We start from the raw sequence: 21,342 nt of genomic DNA, 5'->3' as shown, positions 1-21,342 counted from the left end.
TATTGTCTATGAATGGCTAAAGTTGCAAAAGATAAGTGGGATAAGGTAATTGAACATTTAACACATTCAGATAGCGATCTTGAAAAAGTATTAAGCTTATTAAAGGGGTGTGACCAAGGGAATGCATCTAATTATGATGTTAATAGAGCGTCTTATTCATTAAATATTATTGCGATAGTTACACAAAAGCAACTTGATCCAGAAAATAAAGATAAGTCACTTACTCATATAATTAGACAGTGGGTTAAATCAAAAGACTTCATACAATTTTATAATTTGATGAGAAAACAGGAAAATATTACTTGGGATAAGAGCAAACTTGAAGATTACACCAAGCAATTAAAAGACCTTTGGTACAGTAAATCACAATCTAAAAACAAAGAATATTTTAAAAAAATAGACGGATTTAACAAAACAGCTGGGGCAAATCTTATAGAAAAAGATAGCAAAGAAGAGCTAAGGCCGAAAGCTAAAATAATTGAGAAAACTTTTGATAAAATAAAACAGAATGAACGACGGTCTCGAACAATCGTTGCATAATACAAACTAGGTATAATGATGGATCAGATATTACCCTTTGTTTATATGCTAGGGATACTCTTATTAGTACTCCCAGCTTTTCTACAGTCTAATTCTAAATTAAAACAATTCTTAACTAATCTTACTATTTGGATTGTCATTATCCTTATAATTCTAACCATCATCTATTTCATAAATTAAACATTATTAGAGCAAGTTTTAAACAAACAGTAATGATCTATTAGAATCATGCATTGGATTTCATTCCTTTTTTCACGTTTACGTTTTTTTTCCTTATATTCCTCGTTACGTAGACCTCTTGATTGGAAGAGGAGTGAAACCATTACAAATTACAAATTACTTTCCCTTAAAAATACAACCAACAATAGGAGTTTTGATATATGGAAATAAACGGTATTAATAAATACTGTCATGTAAGTGCTTATATAGCTTATGATAACTGCAGCCCAGTCTACAAACAAACTTTTAAATTTGAAATTAGCCCAAGTGACCATAATTCTATCGTCTGGGATAAAATAATTAGAACCCTCAAAAAAATTGGAATTAATGCGGAGCTTAAGTCTTGAAGCGGTTTCTTATATTTGTTTCAGCTCATTTAATCCTTTTTTTAATGGTAATTGCTTACCAAGCTCAAGCTGAAGAAGAATGGACGATCGATAGGTATGAAACTCTATCTTATGCAAGGGTTAGTGGTGAAGTAGTTCATGGGGATAGTTTAAATTTCTTTATTGGATCAAGAGAAAATTGTGAAACTGTCTATAATAATTTTACTTTTGTCACTTATGAAAAACCTGGTGATATATATCAACTAGAGGGTAAAAATATTCCAATTAAAATTAACGGAGAAAATCTAACTGCTAAAGTTGAGGCAGTTAATCCATTTTTAATTGGCTTTAGAGTTACTTTTTCCCTAGGAGAGTTTCCAGTTAAAGAATACATCCATCGTTTAAACAATTTTTACAAGAAAGAGAATAAGTATGAAATTGAGATAGTGGATGGTATCGATTTTAAAGCTGCGAAGTATTTTGATATAACTACTAACAACTGGAAGTTAGATAAGCTTGTGCCCTCTGTATTGGAGGCTAATAAGCTTTGTGAAACTATTAATCATTTGGATAGTTAGATAATGTTAAGAATTCTTATGATTATCTTATTACTATTACCAACAATCTCAAATGCTGACCAAGGTTTGAATATTTCATGTCTTAATATGAAATCAGTCTTTGGAAGGAATTATGAGCCTTTGAAATTCACATTACAAGCAGTAGGGCTTCAATACTTTGATGAGGAAAATGATGAATTTGTCATGATTAAAGCCAGCAAATTAGATATTGGTGAAAATCAAATAACTGCAAGATTTGCAGATTATGAATTAGGTTTTCAACTGATCGTATTTGAAGGAGATTCAGAACCCACTATGACAATGTCTAAGTATGATTATAAAAATGATAAGTTTTTAGAGCATTATAAATGTGATGCTAAAAGTGGATATATTGAATAAGCCTAATAACTGTTATCTTAGTTATCATTTCATGATCTAGACACTTGATTTAGTACTTGGTAAGGTTAAAGAAAAATGTTTGAAGGAATTAAATCTTTATTTTTTAAAAACAAAGACTCAATAGCGGTAAATATTTGGTCACAAATAGGTATACCCATTAATTTAGCTCGACAAATAGGAACACACACAGATTTTACGAATGAATTTTTAGATGATGAGTATTTGCTTGGATATTTTAATGGCTATCAAAATTTTATGTTACATCATTTTTTTAAAGTAAAAAACCCAGGCGACAGAGGTTTAATTATGTCAAAAATATTAGTTTTATTGGATCCTAAATTTGACGACTCAAAAGAGTTAATGGGATATTCTGATATTTTAAAAAGTTATATGGGGAAAAAAGATTTGGAGCTTGGATCAGAGGATGCTTTTATGACTGTTGCAATTATGTTGAATGATCCAAAGGCAAAAAGCAACTTTTTAGACAACAAAATTTATTTAGAGGCTCAAAAATTTTATGATGAAGGTGAATTTGAAAAAAGAGCTAATATGCAAAAAAAAGTTTTAGGATCTCTGGCTAAAGGTCAGAATCCAGCTGAAATGCCTAGAGATTTTGCTGTAGCATACAGAGTCTTTGAATTAACTTTTGTTAAGCATTTAAATAAAAAATTCAAATGTCCGAACAATTAGTTACATATATTGCATTGGGATTATTAATAGTTGGTGTCATAGCTTTTATAATAATTTTAAAAAAACAAGGAGGCTCTAATAACTCTCAAAAAAATAAAAGTATAAATTCAAATTCAACAAACTTATTTTTCAAAAGTAATGAAGCTTGTTATGAGTATTCTAAAAAGTATTTTTCATCAGTTATTCTAAAAAGTAAATCTAGTGTTTTAGGAATTGTTTATTTAATAGGACAAGATAAAAAAAGTGGCACCGTTAGATGTACTGTTTATGTAGATAGCAAACAAACTGAAATCTTAATTTGGGTTTTTTTTGATGATTTAGAACATTCAATTAATATTGGGGATTTTGTAAGTGTAGGAATTAACGATATCGGAAAAGTTTTTACAGTAAAAGACTTTGAAGATACAGTTGAGGTGGGAAACCCAGAAGGCCTGAAAAATTTAAAGGATGCAACCATTGGAGTAATTATTGAAAAATTAACAACTGAATTAGATATAAAATCTGGATTTTTTATTCCCTTTAAATAAGAAACTAAAATAAATGAACAAAAACTCAATCGCTCTTTTTCTTTTAATACCAGCAGTCTTATTAGTACTTGCACCGTTAATTTCTTTTCCTTACGGATTCTATACACTTCTTCGTTTAATAATAAGCATAACAGCAGGCATAATAATTTATCACAGCTATAAAAATGCAGGTGGTATTAATGAAATTATAATTTTATTTGGATTGATCTTAATTTTATATAATCCGGTTATCCCAGTTAAATTAAGTAGAGAATTATGGATGCCAATTAACTTCATAACTTCAGGAATTTACATATATGGTTTCTTTAAGATTAAAAAAAATATAGGATAAAGAAATCCATAAAGAATGAATAAAAAGATAGATAAAAAGAAATACAAAAAAGCTTTAGATTTCACCTATAAAATACACTTTAAACAAAACCGTAAGGGCACTGGAATTCCATACTTTACTCATTTAGTTTCAGTTAGTAACAACGTTATTGAAGATGGTGGTACTACTGATGAAGCTATTGGAGGTTTATTGCATGATGCAGTGGAAGATCAAGGAGGGTTAAAGACCTTAATTAAAATTAGAAAACTATTTGGTAACAATGTAGCTAAAATAGTTGATGAGTGTAGTGATACTCTTGTTGTTCCTAAACCACCTTGGCTAGCCAGAAAGAAAAAATATATTTCAGATATAAAAAAGAAAGGCCAATCTTCAATGTTTGTGTCCCTTTGTGATAAATTACATAATGGTACTTGCATTGTTAGTGATCACAAAAGAGTAGGTAAGAAGATCTGGAAGAGATTTACAGCAACACCAAAGCAAGTTGCCTGGTATTATGAGAGTTTATACAAAGAGTTTTCAAAACACTTAAAGGGCCATAAAGTGCTTAAAGATAATTACTTAACGGTAGTTAAAGAGATTAAGAGAGCCTCATCTAAATGAAAAAATCAGATCCTTTATTCCCTGAAAAAATAGTATTGGCAAAAAAAGACAGATTTATAGAAACAGTTAATGCTGGATTAGAAGATATATGTAAACTTTATAAAGTTGTACTGCTTTATAACCTTTCAATGCATTTTAAAAAAAAACTTTTTAATGGAGATAAAGAAAAAGCATTTGAAAAAGAACTGCACGAGTTACACCAGAAGACAATTAAATCTGTAAAGTGTGAACATGGATCTGGCCCTATGCTTTATGTGGATGGACCAGGAATTGGCAGAGCACATAAGATAGATCATTCAGTTTATACAATAGATGGTATTCCGATTAATTTAAAAATTTTGTTACGTTGCAAAGGTGGACAAGTTAGTGAAATTGATGATGTTACCAAGGAAGTTCATGATCTTTGTAGAAAACACGATGGGTTTGGAGTGCCAACATTTACTCCTGTATATGAAAAGCATATTGAAGCTTACTGGCATAGTTATGCAGATTATTAAATGAAAAAACTTTTTTAAGTAATATGGGGCAATTACCAGCAGTAGATCAATTACCAGATGGGATATCAATTGATGAAAAATCTTTCAAATTTAAAGATAAAATATTTCATTACGATAAAATAAAATCAATAAGGATTTACTCAAGTATTCAAAAGATGACCTTGAATTTAATACCAATGCCAACAACCGTGAATTCTATTTTAACAGTATTTGATAAAGATAATAAGAAAATTAAAATTAAATTGGCCTATCAAAGATTTGGATTTAAAAGAAAAAATAAAGAATTACAATTGCAGAATATTATTTTATTTTCTAAATTCTTAGAGAGTAAAACAGCTGAACAAAGATTTAAAACTTACACAGAAACTGGAACTAAAGTCGTACTATTTAAGTATAAAGCAAACGGGCTTCTAAACAATAGTTATGAAATTTTAAAAGATGGTTCAGTTAGAAAAAATGGCAAAGATTTTGCTTCATTTGATCCAAAACAATTTCAGATTTGGAGATCGTATAAAAAATTCCATTTTACGAAAAAAACAGGCTGGTTTAAAAATAAAGAAATAGATATATCCATAGATGAAGATATATTTTTATTCATGGTCTCCGATTATTTTGATTTAGATATACCTTTTAGAGAAATCGAAAATTAAATGAATATTAAAAAAATTATTCAAAATGCCAAATCATGGAAAGATTTAAACAAGACTCTAGAAAGCTTTACTAAATCTAAACGTTCAAAATTAGCAGGTGATATCTTTGAATATTTAACTAAACTTTATTTAGAAACCGCACCTCATTACAAATCTAAATTAAGAAAAGTTTATTTACTTAATGAAGTACCAAATAACATCAAAAAGAAACTAAATTTACCTAATACGGATGAAGGTATTGATTTAATAGCTGAAACTTTTGATAAAGAGTATTGGGCCATTCAATGTAAATATAGATCTAACCCTAATGAAACATTAACTGTTAAGGGAGATCTATCTACTTTTAATAACTTAGCTTTTACGTATTGTAATAACATTACCCACGCAATTGTTTGTGCAACAGTCAACAAACCTCCAAAGAAGATAAAGTTATTAAAGAGTATTGGTTTTGAAACATTAGAAACTTGGCTTGCTTTAGATGATGGGGATTTATTTACTCAAATAAAAGCAAAAGCAGTTGGCAAAGTTTATAAACCAACTATTTTAAAACCTAGGCTTCATCAAGTTGTTGCTATTAAAAAAACTATCAAACACTTTAAATCTAATGAACGAGGTAAAATTATTATGCCTTGTGGAACGGGTAAAAGTTTAACTGCATTTTGGATAGCAAAACAAATGGGACTTAAATCAATATTAGTTGCCGTTCCAAGTTTAGCTCTTTTACAACAAACTTTAAAAGTTTGGACTAGAGAGTTTTTAATCAATGGAATTGAACCTGAATGGTTTTGTGTATGTAGTGATGGAACTGTTAAAGGTGAACAAGACGACTATGTAACTGATACTGCTGATCTTGGTATTAAAGTTGATACAGATCCAAGTTTAATTAAACAATTTCTAAAGAAAAAGACATCAAAGATAAAAGTAGTGTTCACTACCTACCAATCTGGAAGAGCGACAGCAAAGGGATCAAAAGGTTTTACTTATGACCTTGGTATAATGGATGAAGCTCACAAAACTGTTGGCTCCAAAACTAAAGAGATGGCTCATCTGTTACACCAAAAGAATATAAAGATAAAAAAACGTATCTTTATGACTGCAACTGAAAGATTGTTTAGAGGGGATAGCGATGAGTTTTTATCTATGGATGATCCTAGAGATTATGGATCATTAATTTATGAATTAAGTTTTAAGGAAGCAATTAACTCAAACCCACCTATTATTTCTGATTATAAAATTATTACCTTTGGAATAACAACACCAGAAATTCAGGAAATATATGAATCTAATAAATACCTAGAGGTTAAAAAGATATTAAAAGATATTACAGCAAGAGAGTTTGCAACAGCCATTGCCTTAAGAAAAGCTATCAAAAAACTTAAGATTAAGAATGCTATATCGTTCCATAGATCAATAAGAAGAGCTGATAACTTTAGAGTACAACAAGATCTAATTACAAAGATTTTTCCATCATATGGAAAGTTAAAATCCTTCCACGTTCGAGGAGATATGCCAACATCAGATAGAGCAATTCAAATGAGAAACTTTGCTGAAGGTGAAGGGTTAATGACTAATGCTAGGTGTTTAACAGAAGGTGTGGATTTACCTGCAATTGATTGTGTGGTGTTTACTGACCCAAAGAGAAGTAAGGTTGATATTGTTCAAGCTGCTGGACGTGCTCTTCGATTATCAAAAGGTAAAAAGTTTGGCTACATTCTAATTCCAATATTTATTCCAGATGGGGCTGACTTTAATGAAGCTGCAGAAGAACAAGGGTTTGATGATGTAGCAATAACCGTTAGAGCTTTAGCAACAACAGATACAAGAATTGTTGAATATTTAAGAGTAATTTCTGAAGGAAAAAAACCTAGAGGTGGCTCTCCTGTAGATGGAATAACTTCAGTTAATAGTTTGTACAAGGTTGAAGCAGAAGAATTTGATAAAGCTATTAAATTAAAAGTTTGGGATAAAGTTTCCAGGGAAAATTGGAGAAATTTTAATGATGCAAAAAATTATATTGTTAAACTAGAATTAAAGAATCTTCGTGATTATGAAGGGTTATATTCACAAAAAAAATTACCTAAAGATTTTCCAAGAAACCCAAATAGAATTTATAAATATAAAGGATGGAATGGATGGGGTGATTTTTTAGGGACAGGATATCAACATGAAAAGGAATTTCTTGATTATAACAATGCAAAAAAAATAATTCAAAAACTTAAATTATATTCCCAAAATGAACATCGAGATTATGCAAGAAAAAAATTAGCTTTTTTTAAAAAATATAATTTATCAACCTATCCAGCTGGCTATTATACCAAACGAGAGACGTGGGTATCGTGGGGAGATTATTTAGGGCACGAAAGAATTGCAGATCAATTTAAAAATTTTTTAAATTATGAAGATGCCAAAAAAGTAATTCACAAATTAAAGTTTAAAAAAGTTTTAGATTTTAGTGAATATGTTAAACTGGGAAAACATCCTTCAAATATACCATCAGCACCACAAAATCATTATAAAGAAAAAGGATGGAAGAGCTGGCATGATTTCTTGGGAACGGGGTTTGTTACAATAAAAGATAGAAATTACTTTAATTATGAAGAAGCAAAAATATATCTGAAAAAACTAAAAATTAAATCTGCATCAGATTTTAGAGAAAAAAGAAAAAGTAAGATTATTTCAACCAGGATACCCCCCAAACCTTATAAAACTTATGAAAACTCTGGATGGGTTTCTTGGGGTGATTTCTTAAGTACAGGCATTTTATCTTCAAATCAAATCAAATATATTAATTATGATGATGCAAAAAAATTACTATCATCAAAAAAAATTTCTTCTTTAACAGATTATAGAAAAATAATTAAAAAAAAATTTCAAAATCAAATACCAATAAATCCATCAAAAAATTATAAAAATAAAGGATGGAAAGGTTGGCAGGACTTCATTGGTAAAGAAATTATTTCAACACAAAAAATCAATAATAAATATATTAGTTTTAAAAGAGCAAAATCTTTAATTCAATCTTTAGGAGTTAAAGATAAAAAAGAGTTTAAAAAGAAAAAACTAAATAATATTATCCCTGACACAATTCCTTTAAAACCTGAAAGATTTTATAAAGGTAAAGGATGGGTGAATTTCAAAGACTTTATTGGGGCACATCAATACTTTGGATATAACCAGGCAAAAAAAATAATTAAAAAACATAATATAAAGTCTGCTAAAGAATTTGCAGAAAATCATAGAAATAATAAATTTCCTAAACAAATGCCTTATTCACCTAGCTATTTTTATAAAAAACAATGGAAGTCTTGGCCAATATTTTTATCATCTAACCCTGCCAATGAGAAAATTAGGGAATTTGTTAAATTTTCTGAAGCAAAAAAAATAGTGAAAAGATTAAATCTGAAGTCATTACAAGATTGGCAAATTTACTCCAAGACTAAACGGCCTCTAACCATTCCTGGGCACCCAGATCATGTTTACAAAAAAGAATGGATAAGCTGGCTTGATTTTTTAGGCAAAAAAACTAAAAGCTAATGGTTGAAAGAAGAGGACAGCCTAAAGTTAGTGAATTTGTTGAGATTTCTATTAGTTATAAAGTCATCCAGTATTGTAATCGGTATAATGAAAGTCCTTTTATAGCTTGGAAACGATTAATCAAACACAGAGCATTTAGAGATTTAATGAAAGAGCACTTTAAAAAGGACGTTGCTGATTTTAGAGTTAATCAACTAATGTCTGATTACGATAGTTCTAAAAATTTTTATTATAAACATATTAAAAAATGGATAAAAAATAGAACTTTAGGCATTGGATCGTTATTCAATAAGGATCTCTTAAAAAAGTACCCTAAAATCCTTAAATACTCTCAAAAGTAGATAATAACTGAACATTTCTTAACTGTAAAAATTTTTATAGAAACCTCCTTAATTAAAAATAATTTAAGGAGAACAATTTGTCTAATATTAGCAAGAAACAACTTTTAGCAAATAAACTAAATGCTAAAAAATCAACAGGACCTAAAACGAAGTTAGGTAAAGAAAAAGTATCAATGAATGCAATAAAACTTGGCATTTATTCAGAGCATCATGTGATGGTTGGAGAAGATACCGAGCAATACAAAGGTTATGTAGATCTTATGTTTAAAACCTTTGAGGTCTTTGATGCAATTAGTGGCTTAATCATACAACAAATCATTAGTATAGGGTGGAGGCTACAACGAATACCTCAAATAGAATGTGGGGTGTTTGGTATAGAAATGTCTGAATATGATAGGAGTTATAACAGCCCTAGCTTTGTTAAGATTAAGCATAAAGAGTTTCATCAAACCATTAAAAAGGATCTAGATCGCAGAAGTGAATTAATGGGTGCAGCTTATGTTAAAGATTGCAGTGGCGGTGATCGAATGATGAAATTAAATACAATGGAGGGAAGATTGTTAAGCAGGCAATCAAACTTAATTAATCAGTATTTAAAATATAAAAAATCTAAAGGAAAGGAGACCTAATGGTAAAACGTAATACACCTGATTGGCAAATATCAGCTTTTGATAAAGATAATAATTCTTATGTCAAAACAAAGCCAATTAACGAAAAGATAAAAGAACTGGAAGCAGCTTATGCAAAAGCACAAGAAACATCAGTTAAAGTTGAAGATATTGATACGTCTGCTTTTTATTTAAAAGATGAGCCTGTAAAAGAAGAGAAAGATGACAAGCTTGATGAGCTTAAAGAATATCAAAAAATGAGAGACCGTCAGAGGAAAGAAGAGCTAGAAAAGTCTAGAAGAGATGAGAACAAGGTTGTCTTTACAAGCGCTCCTAGAAAAGATCCCAATCGAGGAATGCGTTTTATGAAAAAACCCTTTAATCCTATAAACGTTGGGAAACTTGGCTCATCTAGGTCTTTTATTAAAAAAAAAGATAAGGAATATTATTAGAAGTAGAGACGGTACATGAAGTTAACTGAAACTACTGTTAAGATAATAACTAGTAAGTATAGGGAGATATAATCTTTTGGAGTTAACATGGTTTATAAATACTAGACTTACTAGGAACTTGCTAGTTTCTTTTTAGGATCGTAGAAAGGTTTTTCAGCAACCGTTGCTTTAACTATTTTATCATTCATTTTAACATCAAGTACTGTTCCAATTTCTGAATTGTTAATTGAAACCATTGCAAGGGCTATGTTTTGTTTTAGTCTTGGTGAGTAAACTGCAGAAGTAGTTTTACCAACTACTTTATTGTCTTTTAAGATTTCCCAAAAGGTAGTGTTAGGTCCTGTTAAAGGATCACAATCTAAAATAACTCCAACTTGTTTTCTTTTAACACCTTCTTGATTTATTTTCTTTAAAGCATCTTTACCAATAAAGTTTATATTTGTGTCAAGATTAACAAGTCTTCCTAGATTTAGTTCATAAGGGTTAGTGTTAATGTCAGCATCTGCATGGTACGATAACATCCCACCTTCAATACGTCTAATCGATGACGTGTGACCTGGTTTTAATCCATGAGGTTTACCAGCTGCCATTATCTTTTCCCAAAGTTTGTCTCCCTTAGAACCATCTCTTAAATATAATTCATATCCTAATTCACTTGACCAACCGGTACGAGAGACCACTAAAGGAATGCCGTCTAAATCTAATTCACGTAACCAATAATATTTAAGATCATTAATACTTTCACCAAATAAAGCCTCCATAATTTTTCCAGAGTTTGGTCCTTGTAATTGAAGAGGGGATACATCAGGTTCGATAATTTTAACATCAAGGTTTGAATTTACTGCAACCCCTTGTGCCCATAATAAAATATCACTATCTGCAAGGGATAACCAATAATGGTTTTCTTTTAATCTTAATAAAACTGGATCATTTAAAATTCCACCTTCATTATTTACAATTAAAACATATTTGCATTGTCCAACGGAAAGTTTTGATAAATCCCTTGGTGTTAAGAGTTGAATAAATTTAGTAGCATCTGGTCCTGTAATTTCAACTTGTCGCTCAACTGCAACGTCACATAAAATTGCTTCATTAACTAAATTCCAAAAGTTTTGTTCAGGGGATCCAAAGTCACGAGGAATGTACATATGATTATAAACTGAAAAACCAGTTGCACCCCATTTAACAGTGGAGTTAAAGTAAGGGGATTTTCTAATCTGCGTTCCAAAACCGAAGTTTTTCTTATCTTCCATTTTCAAAATCTATTAATTATTTTATTATTTGAAAAGCTTTTTTTTATTTTTCGCACTCAATTGTCGCGAATGCAGTTAGCTGTTGAATTTCATCAGGCTCTTTACTGAAGACTTCATCCATCTCTTCGTTATTAAATTTTATACTTAATTTATCAATTGTGCACTGGCAGTATATTTTAGCGCCATCTGCACCAATATATGTTTTAGAGTTAGTGTAACAACCAATGTATAATTCCTTCTCATATTCAGGGCTTAGAGCATGACTTTTAGAGGTAAAAAGAAGGATAAAGATTAGTAAATATTTATATTTTTTGATCATACTCACCAACTTTGCCAGTTTTTTGTAAAAGATCATCAATAAAATCAAAGATCTTTTTCTTTCTTTCATCTGATGTTGGACTTTCGGTCACAATTACAAGTGATGGTTTGTTAGATGAGGCCCTAATTAATCCCCATGAACCATCTTTAAAAGAAAATCTGATGCCATTAACAGTTAGCACTTCACTAATCTCTTGGTCATCAATTTTAGTTTTATTATCTTTAATTTCATTTACTTGCTTAACTAAATCTTCAACAACCTGATATTTCTCTTCATCTTTACAAAAAGGTGCCATCGTGGGTGTTTGAAAAGTATTAGGGAGTTCTTTTATGATTTCATGCATACTTTTATTTTCATTATCTAATAAATGGCACACATGTATTGCTGAATTAATTCCATCATCGTAACCGAAACCTAAAGGTTGATTAAAGAAAAAGTGACCACTTTTTTCAAATCCTGCTAATGCTTTTTCAGTATTAACTTTTCTTTTAATATGTGAGTGACCTGTCTTCCAATAAATAGTTTCACAGTCATTTTTCGCTAAAACTTTATCAGTTGCGTACAACCCAGTTGATTTTACATCAACAATAAACTTAGAACCTTTATGAGTTTTTGATAAGTTTCTTGCAATTAATAAGCCAATTTTATCTGAAAATATTTCATCCCCTGTATTATCAATTACACCAACTCTATCGCCATCTCCATCAAAGCCAAAACCAATATCAGCATTATTGTCTTTTACAGCTTTTGCAATTGCATGTAACATCTCTAAATCTTCTGGGTTTGGATTATATTTTGGAAAAGTCCAATCAAGATCACAATCAAGTTCTATTACTTCGCAACCAATACCTCTTAAAATTTCAGGGGCAAATATTCCAGCAGTTCCATTACCACATGCAACAACTGCTTTAATTTTTTTTGTGATTTTATTTTTATTTATTAAATCATTTTTATAAATTTGTTGAAAACCTTCTATTTGTTTTTCACTGCCTTCACCTTTTATGAAATTTTCATTTAAGGTAATCTCTTTTAATTCTTTCATCTCTTCTGGTGCGTGGGTTAAGCCTTTTTTGATACCCATTTTAACTCCAGTCCAACCATTTTCATTGTGACTAGCGGTTACCATTGCAACAGCATCAGCATCTAAATTAAATTGTGCGAAATAAACAGTAGGGGATAGGGATAAACCTATGTCTTCAATATTACATCCTGTTGAAAGTAGTCCTTTTTTAAGAGCAGTTTTTATTTCTTCACTGTAAGATCTATAATCATGACCTACGATTACTCTCGGGTTGGTTTTTTTAGTATGTTTTATAATTTGAGTACCCAAACCTTTGCCTAGATTCTCTATTCCGATTCTGTTTATATCCTTCTCATACAACCACCTTGCGTCATACTCTCTGAAGCCATATGGATCTATTTTTAAATTTGTTGTCATTGTTAACCTTTCTTACATTCATTTTATTTTTTTATTGATAATTTTTTTATATGTTCTATAAATGTTCTGTTGATTAATGATTTATATGGTGTATCAATGCTTTCAGCATACAACATGTAGTTGTTTTGCAAAAATAAATTAAAAAAAACATAAAATATGAACAAAATTCTATCACAGGCACTAAAGAAAGCTGTCTCCGAGTATAGCCCAGATAATAGAGAGCTTTCAAAAAATAAAGGACCAGATTTATTTTCACTTAGCAATGACACAGAACTTTTTCAAAATGAAAAAGGTATCATTATTAAAATTGATAGATCAAGAGATAGTAAATTAACAGACTTTGGTAAAGCAACTTTAAAAGATAGATACTTAGGTCATAACGAATCTTTTCAAGATTTATTTGCGCGTGTTGCAAGTTCATATGCAGATGACAATTTACACGCACAAAGAATTTATAACTACATTAGTAATTTATGGTTCATGCCAGCAACTCCAGTTTTATCAAATGGTGGAACTAAAAGAGGTTTACCAATTTCATGTTTTTTAAATGAAGCATCAGACAGCTTAAATGGAATACTTGATTTATGGAGTGAGAACGTTTGGTTAGCTGCTAAAGGTGGTGGGATCGGAAGTTACTGGGGCAACCTTAGATCTATTGGAGAAAAAATTGGTAAAGTTGGAAAGACATCAGGCATTATTCCATTTATTAAAGTAATGGACTCGTTAACAATGGCGATTAGCCAAGGTTCATTAAGAAGAGGATCGGCTGCTTGTTACCTTCCAATTGAACATCCTGAAATTGAAGAGTTTATTGAAATGAGAAGACCTACTGGTGGAGATCCAAATAGAAAAGCCTTAAACCTTCATCACGGTGTTTTAGTATCCGATGCATTTATGAGAGCTGTTGAAACAGATGAACAATGGGCACTAAAAAGTCCTGCTGATGGAACTGTACAACAAACTATTTCTGCAAGAAATTTATGGATTAGATTATTAACTGCAAGAATTGAAACAGGTGAACCTTATATTATTTATATTGATACAGTTAACAGACAAATTCCACAGCACCATAAACTTGCAAACTTAACTGTTAAAACTTCTAACCTTTGTAGTGAAATAACTTTACCTACGGGAATAGATAAAAATGGAAGAGATAGAACTGCTGTTTGTTGCTTATCATCTTTAAACCTAGAAAAGTATGATGAGTGGAAAGACGATAACGTTATGATTAATGATGTTATGAGATTTTTAGATAATGTATTAACAGACTTTATCGAAAGAGCTCCAGAGCAATTTGATGATGCAAAATATTCTGCTGAAAAAGAAAGAAGTGTTGGCCTAGGTGTTATGGGCTTCCATTCTTATTTACAGCAACACAGTATTCCGCTTGAATCTGTTATGAGTAAAGTTTGGAATAAAAAAATATTCAAGCATATTCAAGAGTATGTTGATCAAGCCTCAAAAGATTTAGCTGATGAAAGAGGACCATGCCCAGATGCTGCTGATTATGGTTTTAATGAAAGGTTTTCTAACAAAACTGCTATTGCACCAACAGCTTCTATTTCTATTATCTGTGGTGGAGCATCCCCTGGAGTAGAGCCAGTTGCAGCAAACAGTTACACGCATAAAACTCTTTCAGGTTCATTTAATGTTAGAAATAGATACTTAGTTGAATTATTAGAAAAACATGGAAAAAATACAGATGATGTTTGGTCTGGTATTACAACAAACCAAGGTTCCGTTTCTCATTTAGATTTTTTAACTGATTTAGAAAAAGATGTTTTCAAAACTGCTTTTGAATTGGATCAAAAATGGATTATTGAATTAAGTGGAGATAGAACACCTTTTATATCTCAAGCTCAATCAATTAACTTGTTTGTACCAGCAGATATTCACAAAAGAGAACTACATAAAATTCATTTTGATGCTTGGAAAAAAGGCCTAAAGAGTCTTTATTACTGTAGATCAAAATCAATTCAACGTGCGGAGAATGTTAATGATACTAAAGCAACAGATGTTACCGCAAATGTCTATAAGTCAAAACCACAAACAACCGAACAACCAGAATACGAGGAGTGCCTATCATGTCAGTAGAAAAAATGGATACTAAAATTATTCAACCAGAAAAAAAAGAAATAGCTCAACCACAAAAAATGGGATTACTAGTTGAAAATCCGGTTTACAAACCATTTAGATATCCATGGTGTTATGATGCTTGGTTAACACAACAAAGAATTCACTGGCTACCAGAGGAAGTGCCACTTGGTGACGATGTTAGAGATTGGCAGAAAAATTTAACCCAGTCTGAAAAGAATTTATTAACACAAATTTTTAGATTTTTTACTCAAGCTGATGTTGAAGTGCAAAATTGTTATTTAAGACACTATACAACTGTATTTAAACCTACAGAAGTTTTAATGATGATGACTGCTTTTGCTTCAATGGAAACAGTTCACATAGCTGCTTACTCTCATTTACTTGATACGATTGGAATGCCTGAATCAGAATATTCTGCATTCATGAAGTATAAAGAAATGAAAGACAAATATGACTACATGCAAAATTTTGACATGAGTTCAAAAAAAGATATTGCATTAACAGTGGCTGTATTTAGTGCCTTCACTGAAGGTTTACAATTGTTTGCAAGTTTTGCAATCTTACTTAACTTCCCAAGACATAATAAAATGAAAGGGATGGGTCAAATTGTTACTTGGTCAGTTAGAGATGAAACGTTGCACTGTAATTCTATGATTAGATTGTTTAAAGAGTTCATTCATGAAAACCCAGAAATCTGGAATCCTCAATTAAAAAAAGAACTTTATAAAGCATGTAGAACAATCATTGAGCATGAAGATGCTTTCATTGATTTGGCTTTTGAAATGGGCCCTATGGAAGGTCTTACAGCGAAAGATGTAAAACTATACATAAGATTTATTGCTAATAGAAGATTATCTCAACTTGGATTAGATCCAATTTATGATGTGGATAAAAATCCACTTACTTGGTTAGATTCTATGCTGAATGCAGTTGAGCATATGAACTTCTTTGAAGGTCGTTCAACAGAATATTCTAAAGCATCAACCCAAGGAACTTGGACAGAAGCTTTTAGTTAAAAAAAGTTGAAAATTTTACTTACTACATGAATTAAAGTAGGGGTACTTTTTTTGCACTAAGAAAGTTGTTTAGACTTTTAAAATTAAAACTTATTCAACTTTCGATTAGATGTTCTTGATAGATAAAGTTGGTTACCAGTTACATAAAGATAAACTTGCAGTTGTTTGATGACTTGAGTTATAAATAAATACATATATAACAATGCAAAATCTAGGAGCCCTCGTGGTGAAATTGGTAGACACAACGGACTTAAAATCCGTGCCTTTTTGGAGTGCCAGTTCGAGTCTGGCCGAGGGCACCACTAAATGAGAGATAAAATATATTTAGTATTTGATAAAACAAAAGCTTCTTTAAAGATTAAATCAATTTTAATTAAAAAAATTAACATTACATCTTTAAGAAAATCCAACATAATAATTGTTTTAGGTGGAGATGGTTTCATGCTTCAAACTTTAAAAAAATTACACAAATATAAAAAACCTTTCTATGGAATTAATTCTGGAAACTATGGGTTTTTGATGAATAAGTTTTCTAATGAAAATATTATTAAAAATTTGAATATCTCCAACAGTATAAAAATTTATCCTCTACAAATGACTGTCACTAATAAAAATAACCAAACAAAAAAATCAATAGCTATTAATGAGGTGTCAATATTAAGACAAAGTAAGCAGGCATCATCAATTTCTATTACCGCTAATAAGAAAAATATTATTAAAAATCTTATCTCTGATGGTGTTTTAGTTTCAACACCAGCAGGTAGTACAGCCTATAATTTATCAGCACACGGACCAATTTTAAATTTAGATTCAAGAAAGCTGGCAGTTACACCCATTAGTCCTTTTAGACCTAGAAGGTGGAAGGGTACAATTGTTAGTGATAAATCTAAAATTTTAATAAAAAATTTAGATACAAGTAAAAGACCTATTAGTGCAGTTGCAGATAATTTTGAAGTAAGAAATGCAAAGATTATTAAAATTCAAGCTAATAAGAAAATTAGATTTGAATTATTGTATGATAAAAATAATAGTCTTTATAAAAAAATAAAGATTGAACAAACACGAAAAGAAACTTCAAATAATTAAGTGATGGTGCCCCCGCACGGAGTCGAACCGCGGACCTATTGATTACAAATCAACAAGCTAATCAGATTTCCTTTCATTTACTATTGATACTACTTACTTTTGGAGTCGCGTCAACAGACTTGAAAATAAAAGACTACAAAAAGACTACACATAATTCCATCACCTAGACACCTGATTAGAGGTTTGGTAGGGTCTTGGTTCATGAAAAAGATTTTAGCCGCTAATTGCTTTTATAGCTTTAGTAAATTTAAGCCCACATATATCTAATATATAATTTTCATGATAGATTTTTGCTATAAATGTTTAAAAATAAAAAAATATTAAATTTATCATTCAATTTATTAATTTTTATTTCTGTACTTCTTTTATTATTTGTCATTTATAAATCTGAATTACTAAATAGTGGCAGTGAGAGACTATACTATAAGCCATATTTTATAATATTTTTTACTTTAATTATTTTATTTTTAATAATTAGATTCCAAAACTATTATGTCAAAACATATTGTTTTATTATTTTAATGTCTTTCATATTTTCATTCTATCTTGCAGAAGTATATTTATTTTTAAAAAATAAAGAAATTATCAGCTCAAGAGGAAATGTAGAACATAGAATTAAGCAGATTGATAAAACTAAATTTGATATAAGTACATATGACAAAAGAACAAAGTTTGAGCTATTTTTTGATGAAAGAAAAGTTCGTGAAATTGCACCTCTTATACATCCATTAAATTGGACTCGAAATAATTTTATTAAAAAAAATTTTGGGAAAGATCTTTTTCCATTATCAAATATTTCAAATATGCAAAATATAGATTGTAATGAAAATGGAATGTATAATATTTTTAAGACTGACAGACATGGCTTCAGAAACCCTGACAAGGTATGGGATGAGGAGAACATTGAAATAATAATTCTTGGTGACTCATTTGCTCACGGAGCATGCGTAAGTGAAGGCAAAGATATTGGAAGCAAAATAAGAGAAATTACAAATAGAAATGTTGTAAATTTAGCCATAGGGAGCACTGGTCCGCTTATACAATATGCAACATTAAGAGAATACGGCATAAGTTTAAAACCTTCAAAAGTTTTGTGGACTTATTCAGAATTGAACGATTTAAGTGATTTAGCTTCCGAAAAAAAAAATGAAGTATTAAATAATTATTTGATAGATGAAAATTTTACACAAAATCTTTTAAACTCTAATGAAGAAATTAATAAGATATTAAAATTTTATTTGGAAACAAAAGTTAAAGAATATTTAAGCTCTGAATATAAAGATAGAATTGTTTTTCATAGTCAACTAAAAAATACTTTTGGATTACATAATTTAAAATTATACAATTTAAGAAATTTAATTTTTAACGACCAAAAAAAAATAAAAAATAAAAAAAACATAAATTCTAAGAATTTAGACATGTTGATAGATATTGTAAAAAATTCAAATGAAAAAGTTAAGACTTTGGGTGGTGATTTTTATTTTGTTTATTTGCCATCGTTTTCACGTTCTGAAGATTCAAATTATAAAAAAGAGGAGTACGAATATTTACTTAAAAATTTAAAAAAAAATAATATTAAAGTAATAGATATTTTTTCAAAATTATTTAAAAATTCTGATAATCCGAAGTCTTTTTTCCCATTTGAAATTGGGGGGCATTATAATGAAAAAGGTTATTATGAAGTCTCTAAAATAATAATAGATCAAATTTATAAAAAATGATCTTTAACCCTAAAGATAGAAAAAAATTGTTTAAATTTTAAAAAAAAATATTTTGTATAATTTGGTGAAGCAAATAGAAAGTACCAAAGAAAATAAAGCCTCACTTCCTGCATCAAAGGCCACAGTTTACTGGCATTTTCTCTATTCATTTCAGTCAAGCTCAAATTCTTTTAAATAATTTTTAATTAAATTTTTATTTTGAACTTTTTTATCTAAAAAACAATTTCCAATTACCAATATGTCTAGTTCAGTTCCCATAAAGCAATTAAAAGCATCCATAGGGCTATTAACAATAGGTTCTCCTCTGACATTAAAAGATGTATTTACGATTACAGGACATCCTGTTATTGATTTAAATTCATTTATCAATTTAAAATATCTATTATTTGTTTTTTTTTTGACAGTTTGAATTCTAGATGAATAATCCACATGTGTCACTGCAGGAATTTCTGATCTTTTAATATTTAATTTATCAATACCAAATAATTTTTCCTCATCATTACTCATCTTAGTAATTTTTTTTGAATTTAAATTTGCAACCATTAACATGTAAGGACTCTCAACATTTAAATCAAACCACTCTGTCAAATCATTTTTTAAAATAGATGGAGCAAATGGTCTAAAACTTTCTCGGTACTTAATTTTTAAATTTAAATTTTTTTGCATTGTTGAAGATCTTGGATCACCAAGAATTGACCTATTTCCAAGGGCCCTAGGCCCAAATTCCATTCTACCTTGAAACCAACCTATAATTTTTTCTTTTGATAATTCTTCTGCAGTCTTTTGAATTAATTCACCTTCCTTCATTGTTGAAAAAATAGCACCTAATTTATTAAGTTCTTCTTCTATTTTTTCTTGAGTATATTCAGGACCTAAAAAGGATCCATTCATATCATCATCCAAACAAACTTTACGTGGTTTTTTTTGTTCTATATGCCATAAAGCTAATGCAGCACCTAAAGAACCACCAGCATCTCCGGCAGCCGGTTGTACCCAAATATTATCAAAAATATTTTCCTTAAGTATTTTTCCATTAGCTACACAATTAAGCGCAACACCACCTGCTAAACATAAATTTGAAATTTTAAATTCATTTTTTAAAGATCTAGCTAATTTTATCATTATATCTTCAGTAACCTTTTGAATGGATGCAGCTATATCCATATGAAATTGTTTAATTTCATCCTTCTTAGAGTTTCTAGGTTTTTGTCCAAACAAATTATGAAATTTCTGATTTGTCATAGTTAATCCAGTGGCATAATTAAAATATGATTGATTCAAACGAAAAGTTCCGTCTTCTTTTATATCTATCAGCTCATTTTTTATTAAATTTTCATATTTAGGAGTTCCATAAGGTGCTAGGCCCATTAATTTATATTCTCCACTATTTACTTTAAATCCAGCATAGTAAGTAAAAGTTGAATACAACAACCCAAGAGAATGTGGAAAGTGAATCTCTTTTTTAATGTCAAGATTGTTTCCACTGCCAATAGCAACAGTTGTTGTTGCCCATTCCCCAACTCCGTCAGCTGTTAGAACAATTGCTTCTTCAAAAGGGGATGGAAAAAAGGCACTAGCTGCATGACTTAAATGGTGATCAGAAAAAAAAATTTTATTATCATCAGTAAATTTTTCATCATGTCTTTTGAGTTCGTTAAACAACATTTTTTTTTGAAAAAGTTTATCCCTCAGCCATATTGGCATTGCTTTGCAGAATGATTTAAATCCTCTTGGAGCAAAAGCGACATAGGTTTCAAGCAATCTTTCAAATTTTAAAAAAGGTTTTTCAAAAAAAATAATTTGATCAATATCACTTAGTTTCAGATTTGAATAATCTAAAACAAATTCTATAGCATTAAATGGATAACTATAATCATGTTTTATTCTAGTAAATCTTTCTTCTTGAGCTGCAGCTAAAATTTTTCCATCAACTAAAATGGTTGCAGCACTATCATGGTAAAATGCAGATATACCTAAAATAACATTCACTAAAAAATTGTATAAATAAAAGGAGCTATCGCTGAACCTTGGCTTAAAATTATTAGTCCACCAAAAAAAACTAAAACTATTAGTATTGGTAGTAACCAATATTTTTTTCTAACTTTTAAAAATTCCAAAAATTCTATTAAAAAACTCATTAT

The 21,342-nt window shown here is 29.8% G+C and carries 23 protein-coding genes and 2 tRNA genes; 19 read left to right on the top strand and 6 right to left on the bottom strand.

Annotated features, from left to right (window positions below):
• The first annotated feature begins 12 nt into the window (after positions 1-12).
• The 14 genes from ABXT55_RS04090 (at position 13) to ABXT55_RS04025 (ending at position 10,271) form a co-directional block, all read left to right on the top strand.
• Entirely contained in the window at positions 13-540 is a 528-nt protein-coding gene (locus ABXT55_RS04090) for a hypothetical protein (RefSeq protein ID WP_415284044.1), read from the top strand.
• Between the two features lie 380 nt (positions 541-920).
• Positions 921-1,106, top strand: a complete 186-nt coding sequence (locus ABXT55_RS04085) for a hypothetical protein (protein ID WP_415284043.1) — start codon at positions 921-923, stop codon at positions 1,104-1,106.
• Positions 1,107-1,150: 44 nt separating this feature from the next.
• Positions 1,151-1,663, top strand: coding sequence for a hypothetical protein (locus tag ABXT55_RS04080; RefSeq protein WP_415284042.1), 513 nt, complete (start codon positions 1,151-1,153; stop codon positions 1,661-1,663).
• A gap of 3 nt (positions 1,664-1,666) precedes the next feature.
• The gene (locus tag ABXT55_RS04075) at positions 1,667-2,041 is read left to right on the top strand and encodes a hypothetical protein (RefSeq protein ID WP_415284041.1); all 375 of its coding nucleotides are present in this window, start codon (positions 1,667-1,669) and stop codon (positions 2,039-2,041) included.
• A gap of 75 nt (positions 2,042-2,116) precedes the next feature.
• The gene (locus ABXT55_RS04070) at positions 2,117-2,731 is read left to right on the top strand and encodes a hypothetical protein (RefSeq protein WP_415284040.1); all 615 of its coding nucleotides are present in this window, start codon (positions 2,117-2,119) and stop codon (positions 2,729-2,731) included.
• Entirely contained in the window at positions 2,716-3,258 is a 543-nt protein-coding gene (locus ABXT55_RS04065; protein ID WP_415284039.1) for a hypothetical protein, read from the top strand. The genes ABXT55_RS04070 and ABXT55_RS04065 overlap by 16 nt, the downstream gene beginning before the upstream one ends.
• A gap of 13 nt (positions 3,259-3,271) precedes the next feature.
• Positions 3,272-3,589: a DUF6804 family protein gene (locus tag ABXT55_RS04060; protein WP_271525658.1), complete on the top strand. Its 318-nt coding sequence runs from the start codon at positions 3,272-3,274 to the stop codon at positions 3,587-3,589.
• Between the two features lie 15 nt (positions 3,590-3,604).
• On the top strand, positions 3,605-4,189 hold the full coding sequence (locus tag ABXT55_RS04055) for an HD domain-containing protein (protein WP_415284038.1): 585 nt from the start codon (positions 3,605-3,607) through the stop codon (positions 4,187-4,189).
• Entirely contained in the window at positions 4,186-4,686 is a 501-nt protein-coding gene (locus tag ABXT55_RS04050) for a hypothetical protein (RefSeq protein WP_415284037.1), read from the top strand. Before ABXT55_RS04055 ends, ABXT55_RS04050 begins: the two co-directional genes overlap by 4 nt.
• Positions 4,687-4,709: 23 nt before the next feature.
• Positions 4,710-5,336 (top strand): hypothetical protein, encoded by a 627-nt coding sequence (locus ABXT55_RS04045; RefSeq protein ID WP_415284036.1) that lies wholly within the window; start codon positions 4,710-4,712, stop codon positions 5,334-5,336.
• A complete protein-coding gene (locus ABXT55_RS04040; protein ID WP_415284035.1) occupies positions 5,337-8,870 on the top strand; it encodes a DEAD/DEAH box helicase family protein in 3,534 nt (1,177 codons plus the stop codon).
• Complete coding sequence (locus ABXT55_RS04035; RefSeq protein ID WP_415284034.1) at positions 8,870-9,211, top strand: hypothetical protein; 342 nt, start codon at positions 8,870-8,872, stop codon at positions 9,209-9,211. Before ABXT55_RS04040 ends, ABXT55_RS04035 begins: the two co-directional genes overlap by 1 nt.
• A gap of 77 nt (positions 9,212-9,288) precedes the next feature.
• Positions 9,289-9,840, top strand: a complete 552-nt coding sequence (locus ABXT55_RS04030) for a hypothetical protein (RefSeq protein WP_415284033.1) — start codon at positions 9,289-9,291, stop codon at positions 9,838-9,840.
• The gene (locus ABXT55_RS04025; RefSeq protein ID WP_415284032.1) at positions 9,840-10,271 is read left to right on the top strand and encodes a hypothetical protein; all 432 of its coding nucleotides are present in this window, start codon (positions 9,840-9,842) and stop codon (positions 10,269-10,271) included. The genes ABXT55_RS04030 and ABXT55_RS04025 overlap by 1 nt, the downstream gene beginning before the upstream one ends.
• 110 nt (positions 10,272-10,381) lie before the next feature.
• Here the strand turns inward: ABXT55_RS04025 and ABXT55_RS04020 are convergent, their stop codons facing one another.
• The 3 genes from ABXT55_RS04020 to ABXT55_RS04010 are packed head-to-tail and all read right to left on the bottom strand — an operon-like array spanning position 10,382 to position 13,281.
• Positions 10,382-11,524: a glycine cleavage T C-terminal barrel domain-containing protein gene (locus ABXT55_RS04020; protein WP_415284031.1), complete on the bottom strand. Its 1,143-nt coding sequence runs from the start codon at positions 11,522-11,524 to the stop codon at positions 10,382-10,384.
• A gap of 43 nt (positions 11,525-11,567) precedes the next feature.
• On the bottom strand, positions 11,568-11,843 hold the full coding sequence (locus ABXT55_RS04015; RefSeq protein WP_415284030.1) for a hypothetical protein: 276 nt from the start codon (positions 11,841-11,843) through the stop codon (positions 11,568-11,570).
• Positions 11,827-13,281: a phosphomannomutase/phosphoglucomutase gene (locus ABXT55_RS04010; protein WP_415284029.1), complete on the bottom strand. Its 1,455-nt coding sequence runs from the start codon at positions 13,279-13,281 to the stop codon at positions 11,827-11,829. Before ABXT55_RS04010 ends, ABXT55_RS04015 begins: the two co-directional genes overlap by 17 nt.
• A 156-nt stretch (positions 13,282-13,437) precedes the next feature.
• On the opposite strand from ABXT55_RS04010, the gene ABXT55_RS04005 reads away from it, so the two are divergent.
• The 4 genes from ABXT55_RS04005 (at position 13,438) to ABXT55_RS03990 (ending at position 17,480) form a co-directional block, all read left to right on the top strand.
• Positions 13,438-15,375 (top strand): ribonucleoside-diphosphate reductase subunit alpha, encoded by a 1,938-nt coding sequence (locus tag ABXT55_RS04005; protein WP_415284028.1) that lies wholly within the window; start codon positions 13,438-13,440, stop codon positions 15,373-15,375.
• Positions 15,366-16,394, top strand: coding sequence for a ribonucleotide-diphosphate reductase subunit beta (locus ABXT55_RS04000; protein ID WP_415284027.1), 1,029 nt, complete (start codon positions 15,366-15,368; stop codon positions 16,392-16,394). Before ABXT55_RS04005 ends, ABXT55_RS04000 begins: the two co-directional genes overlap by 10 nt.
• 217 nt (positions 16,395-16,611) lie before the next feature.
• A tRNA-Leu gene (locus ABXT55_RS03995) sits at positions 16,612-16,696 on the top strand.
• A gap of 4 nt (positions 16,697-16,700) precedes the next feature.
• Positions 16,701-17,480 (top strand): NAD kinase, encoded by a 780-nt coding sequence (locus ABXT55_RS03990; protein WP_415284026.1) that lies wholly within the window; start codon positions 16,701-16,703, stop codon positions 17,478-17,480.
• A 4-nt stretch (positions 17,481-17,484) separates the two neighbouring features.
• Here the strand turns inward: ABXT55_RS03990 and ABXT55_RS03985 are convergent.
• Positions 17,485-17,561 (bottom strand) — tRNA-Thr (locus ABXT55_RS03985).
• A gap of 440 nt (positions 17,562-18,001) precedes the next feature.
• Between ABXT55_RS03985 and ABXT55_RS03980 the strand changes: the two genes are divergently transcribed.
• A complete protein-coding gene (locus tag ABXT55_RS03980; protein WP_415284025.1) occupies positions 18,002-19,201 on the top strand; it encodes a hypothetical protein in 1,200 nt (399 codons plus the stop codon).
• A gap of 150 nt (positions 19,202-19,351) precedes the next feature.
• Here ABXT55_RS03980 and ABXT55_RS03975 read toward each other — a convergent pair whose 3' ends face one another.
• The gene (locus tag ABXT55_RS03975; protein ID WP_415284024.1) at positions 19,352-21,190 is read right to left on the bottom strand and encodes a carbamoyltransferase; all 1,839 of its coding nucleotides are present in this window, start codon (positions 21,188-21,190) and stop codon (positions 19,352-19,354) included.
• The gene (locus tag ABXT55_RS03970; RefSeq protein ID WP_415284023.1) at positions 21,190-21,339 is read right to left on the bottom strand and encodes a DUF5989 family protein; all 150 of its coding nucleotides are present in this window, start codon (positions 21,337-21,339) and stop codon (positions 21,190-21,192) included. Before ABXT55_RS03970 ends, ABXT55_RS03975 begins: the two co-directional genes overlap by 1 nt.
• Positions 21,340-21,342: the final 3 nt, after the last annotated feature.

It is taken from the genome of Candidatus Pelagibacter sp. Uisw_130 (genome assembly GCF_047722505.1).
Lineage (GTDB): Bacteria > Pseudomonadota > Alphaproteobacteria > Pelagibacterales > Pelagibacteraceae > Pelagibacter.
The sequence above is the reverse complement of the archived record's forward strand: the minus strand, read 5'-3'. Positions and strand labels throughout refer to the sequence as shown.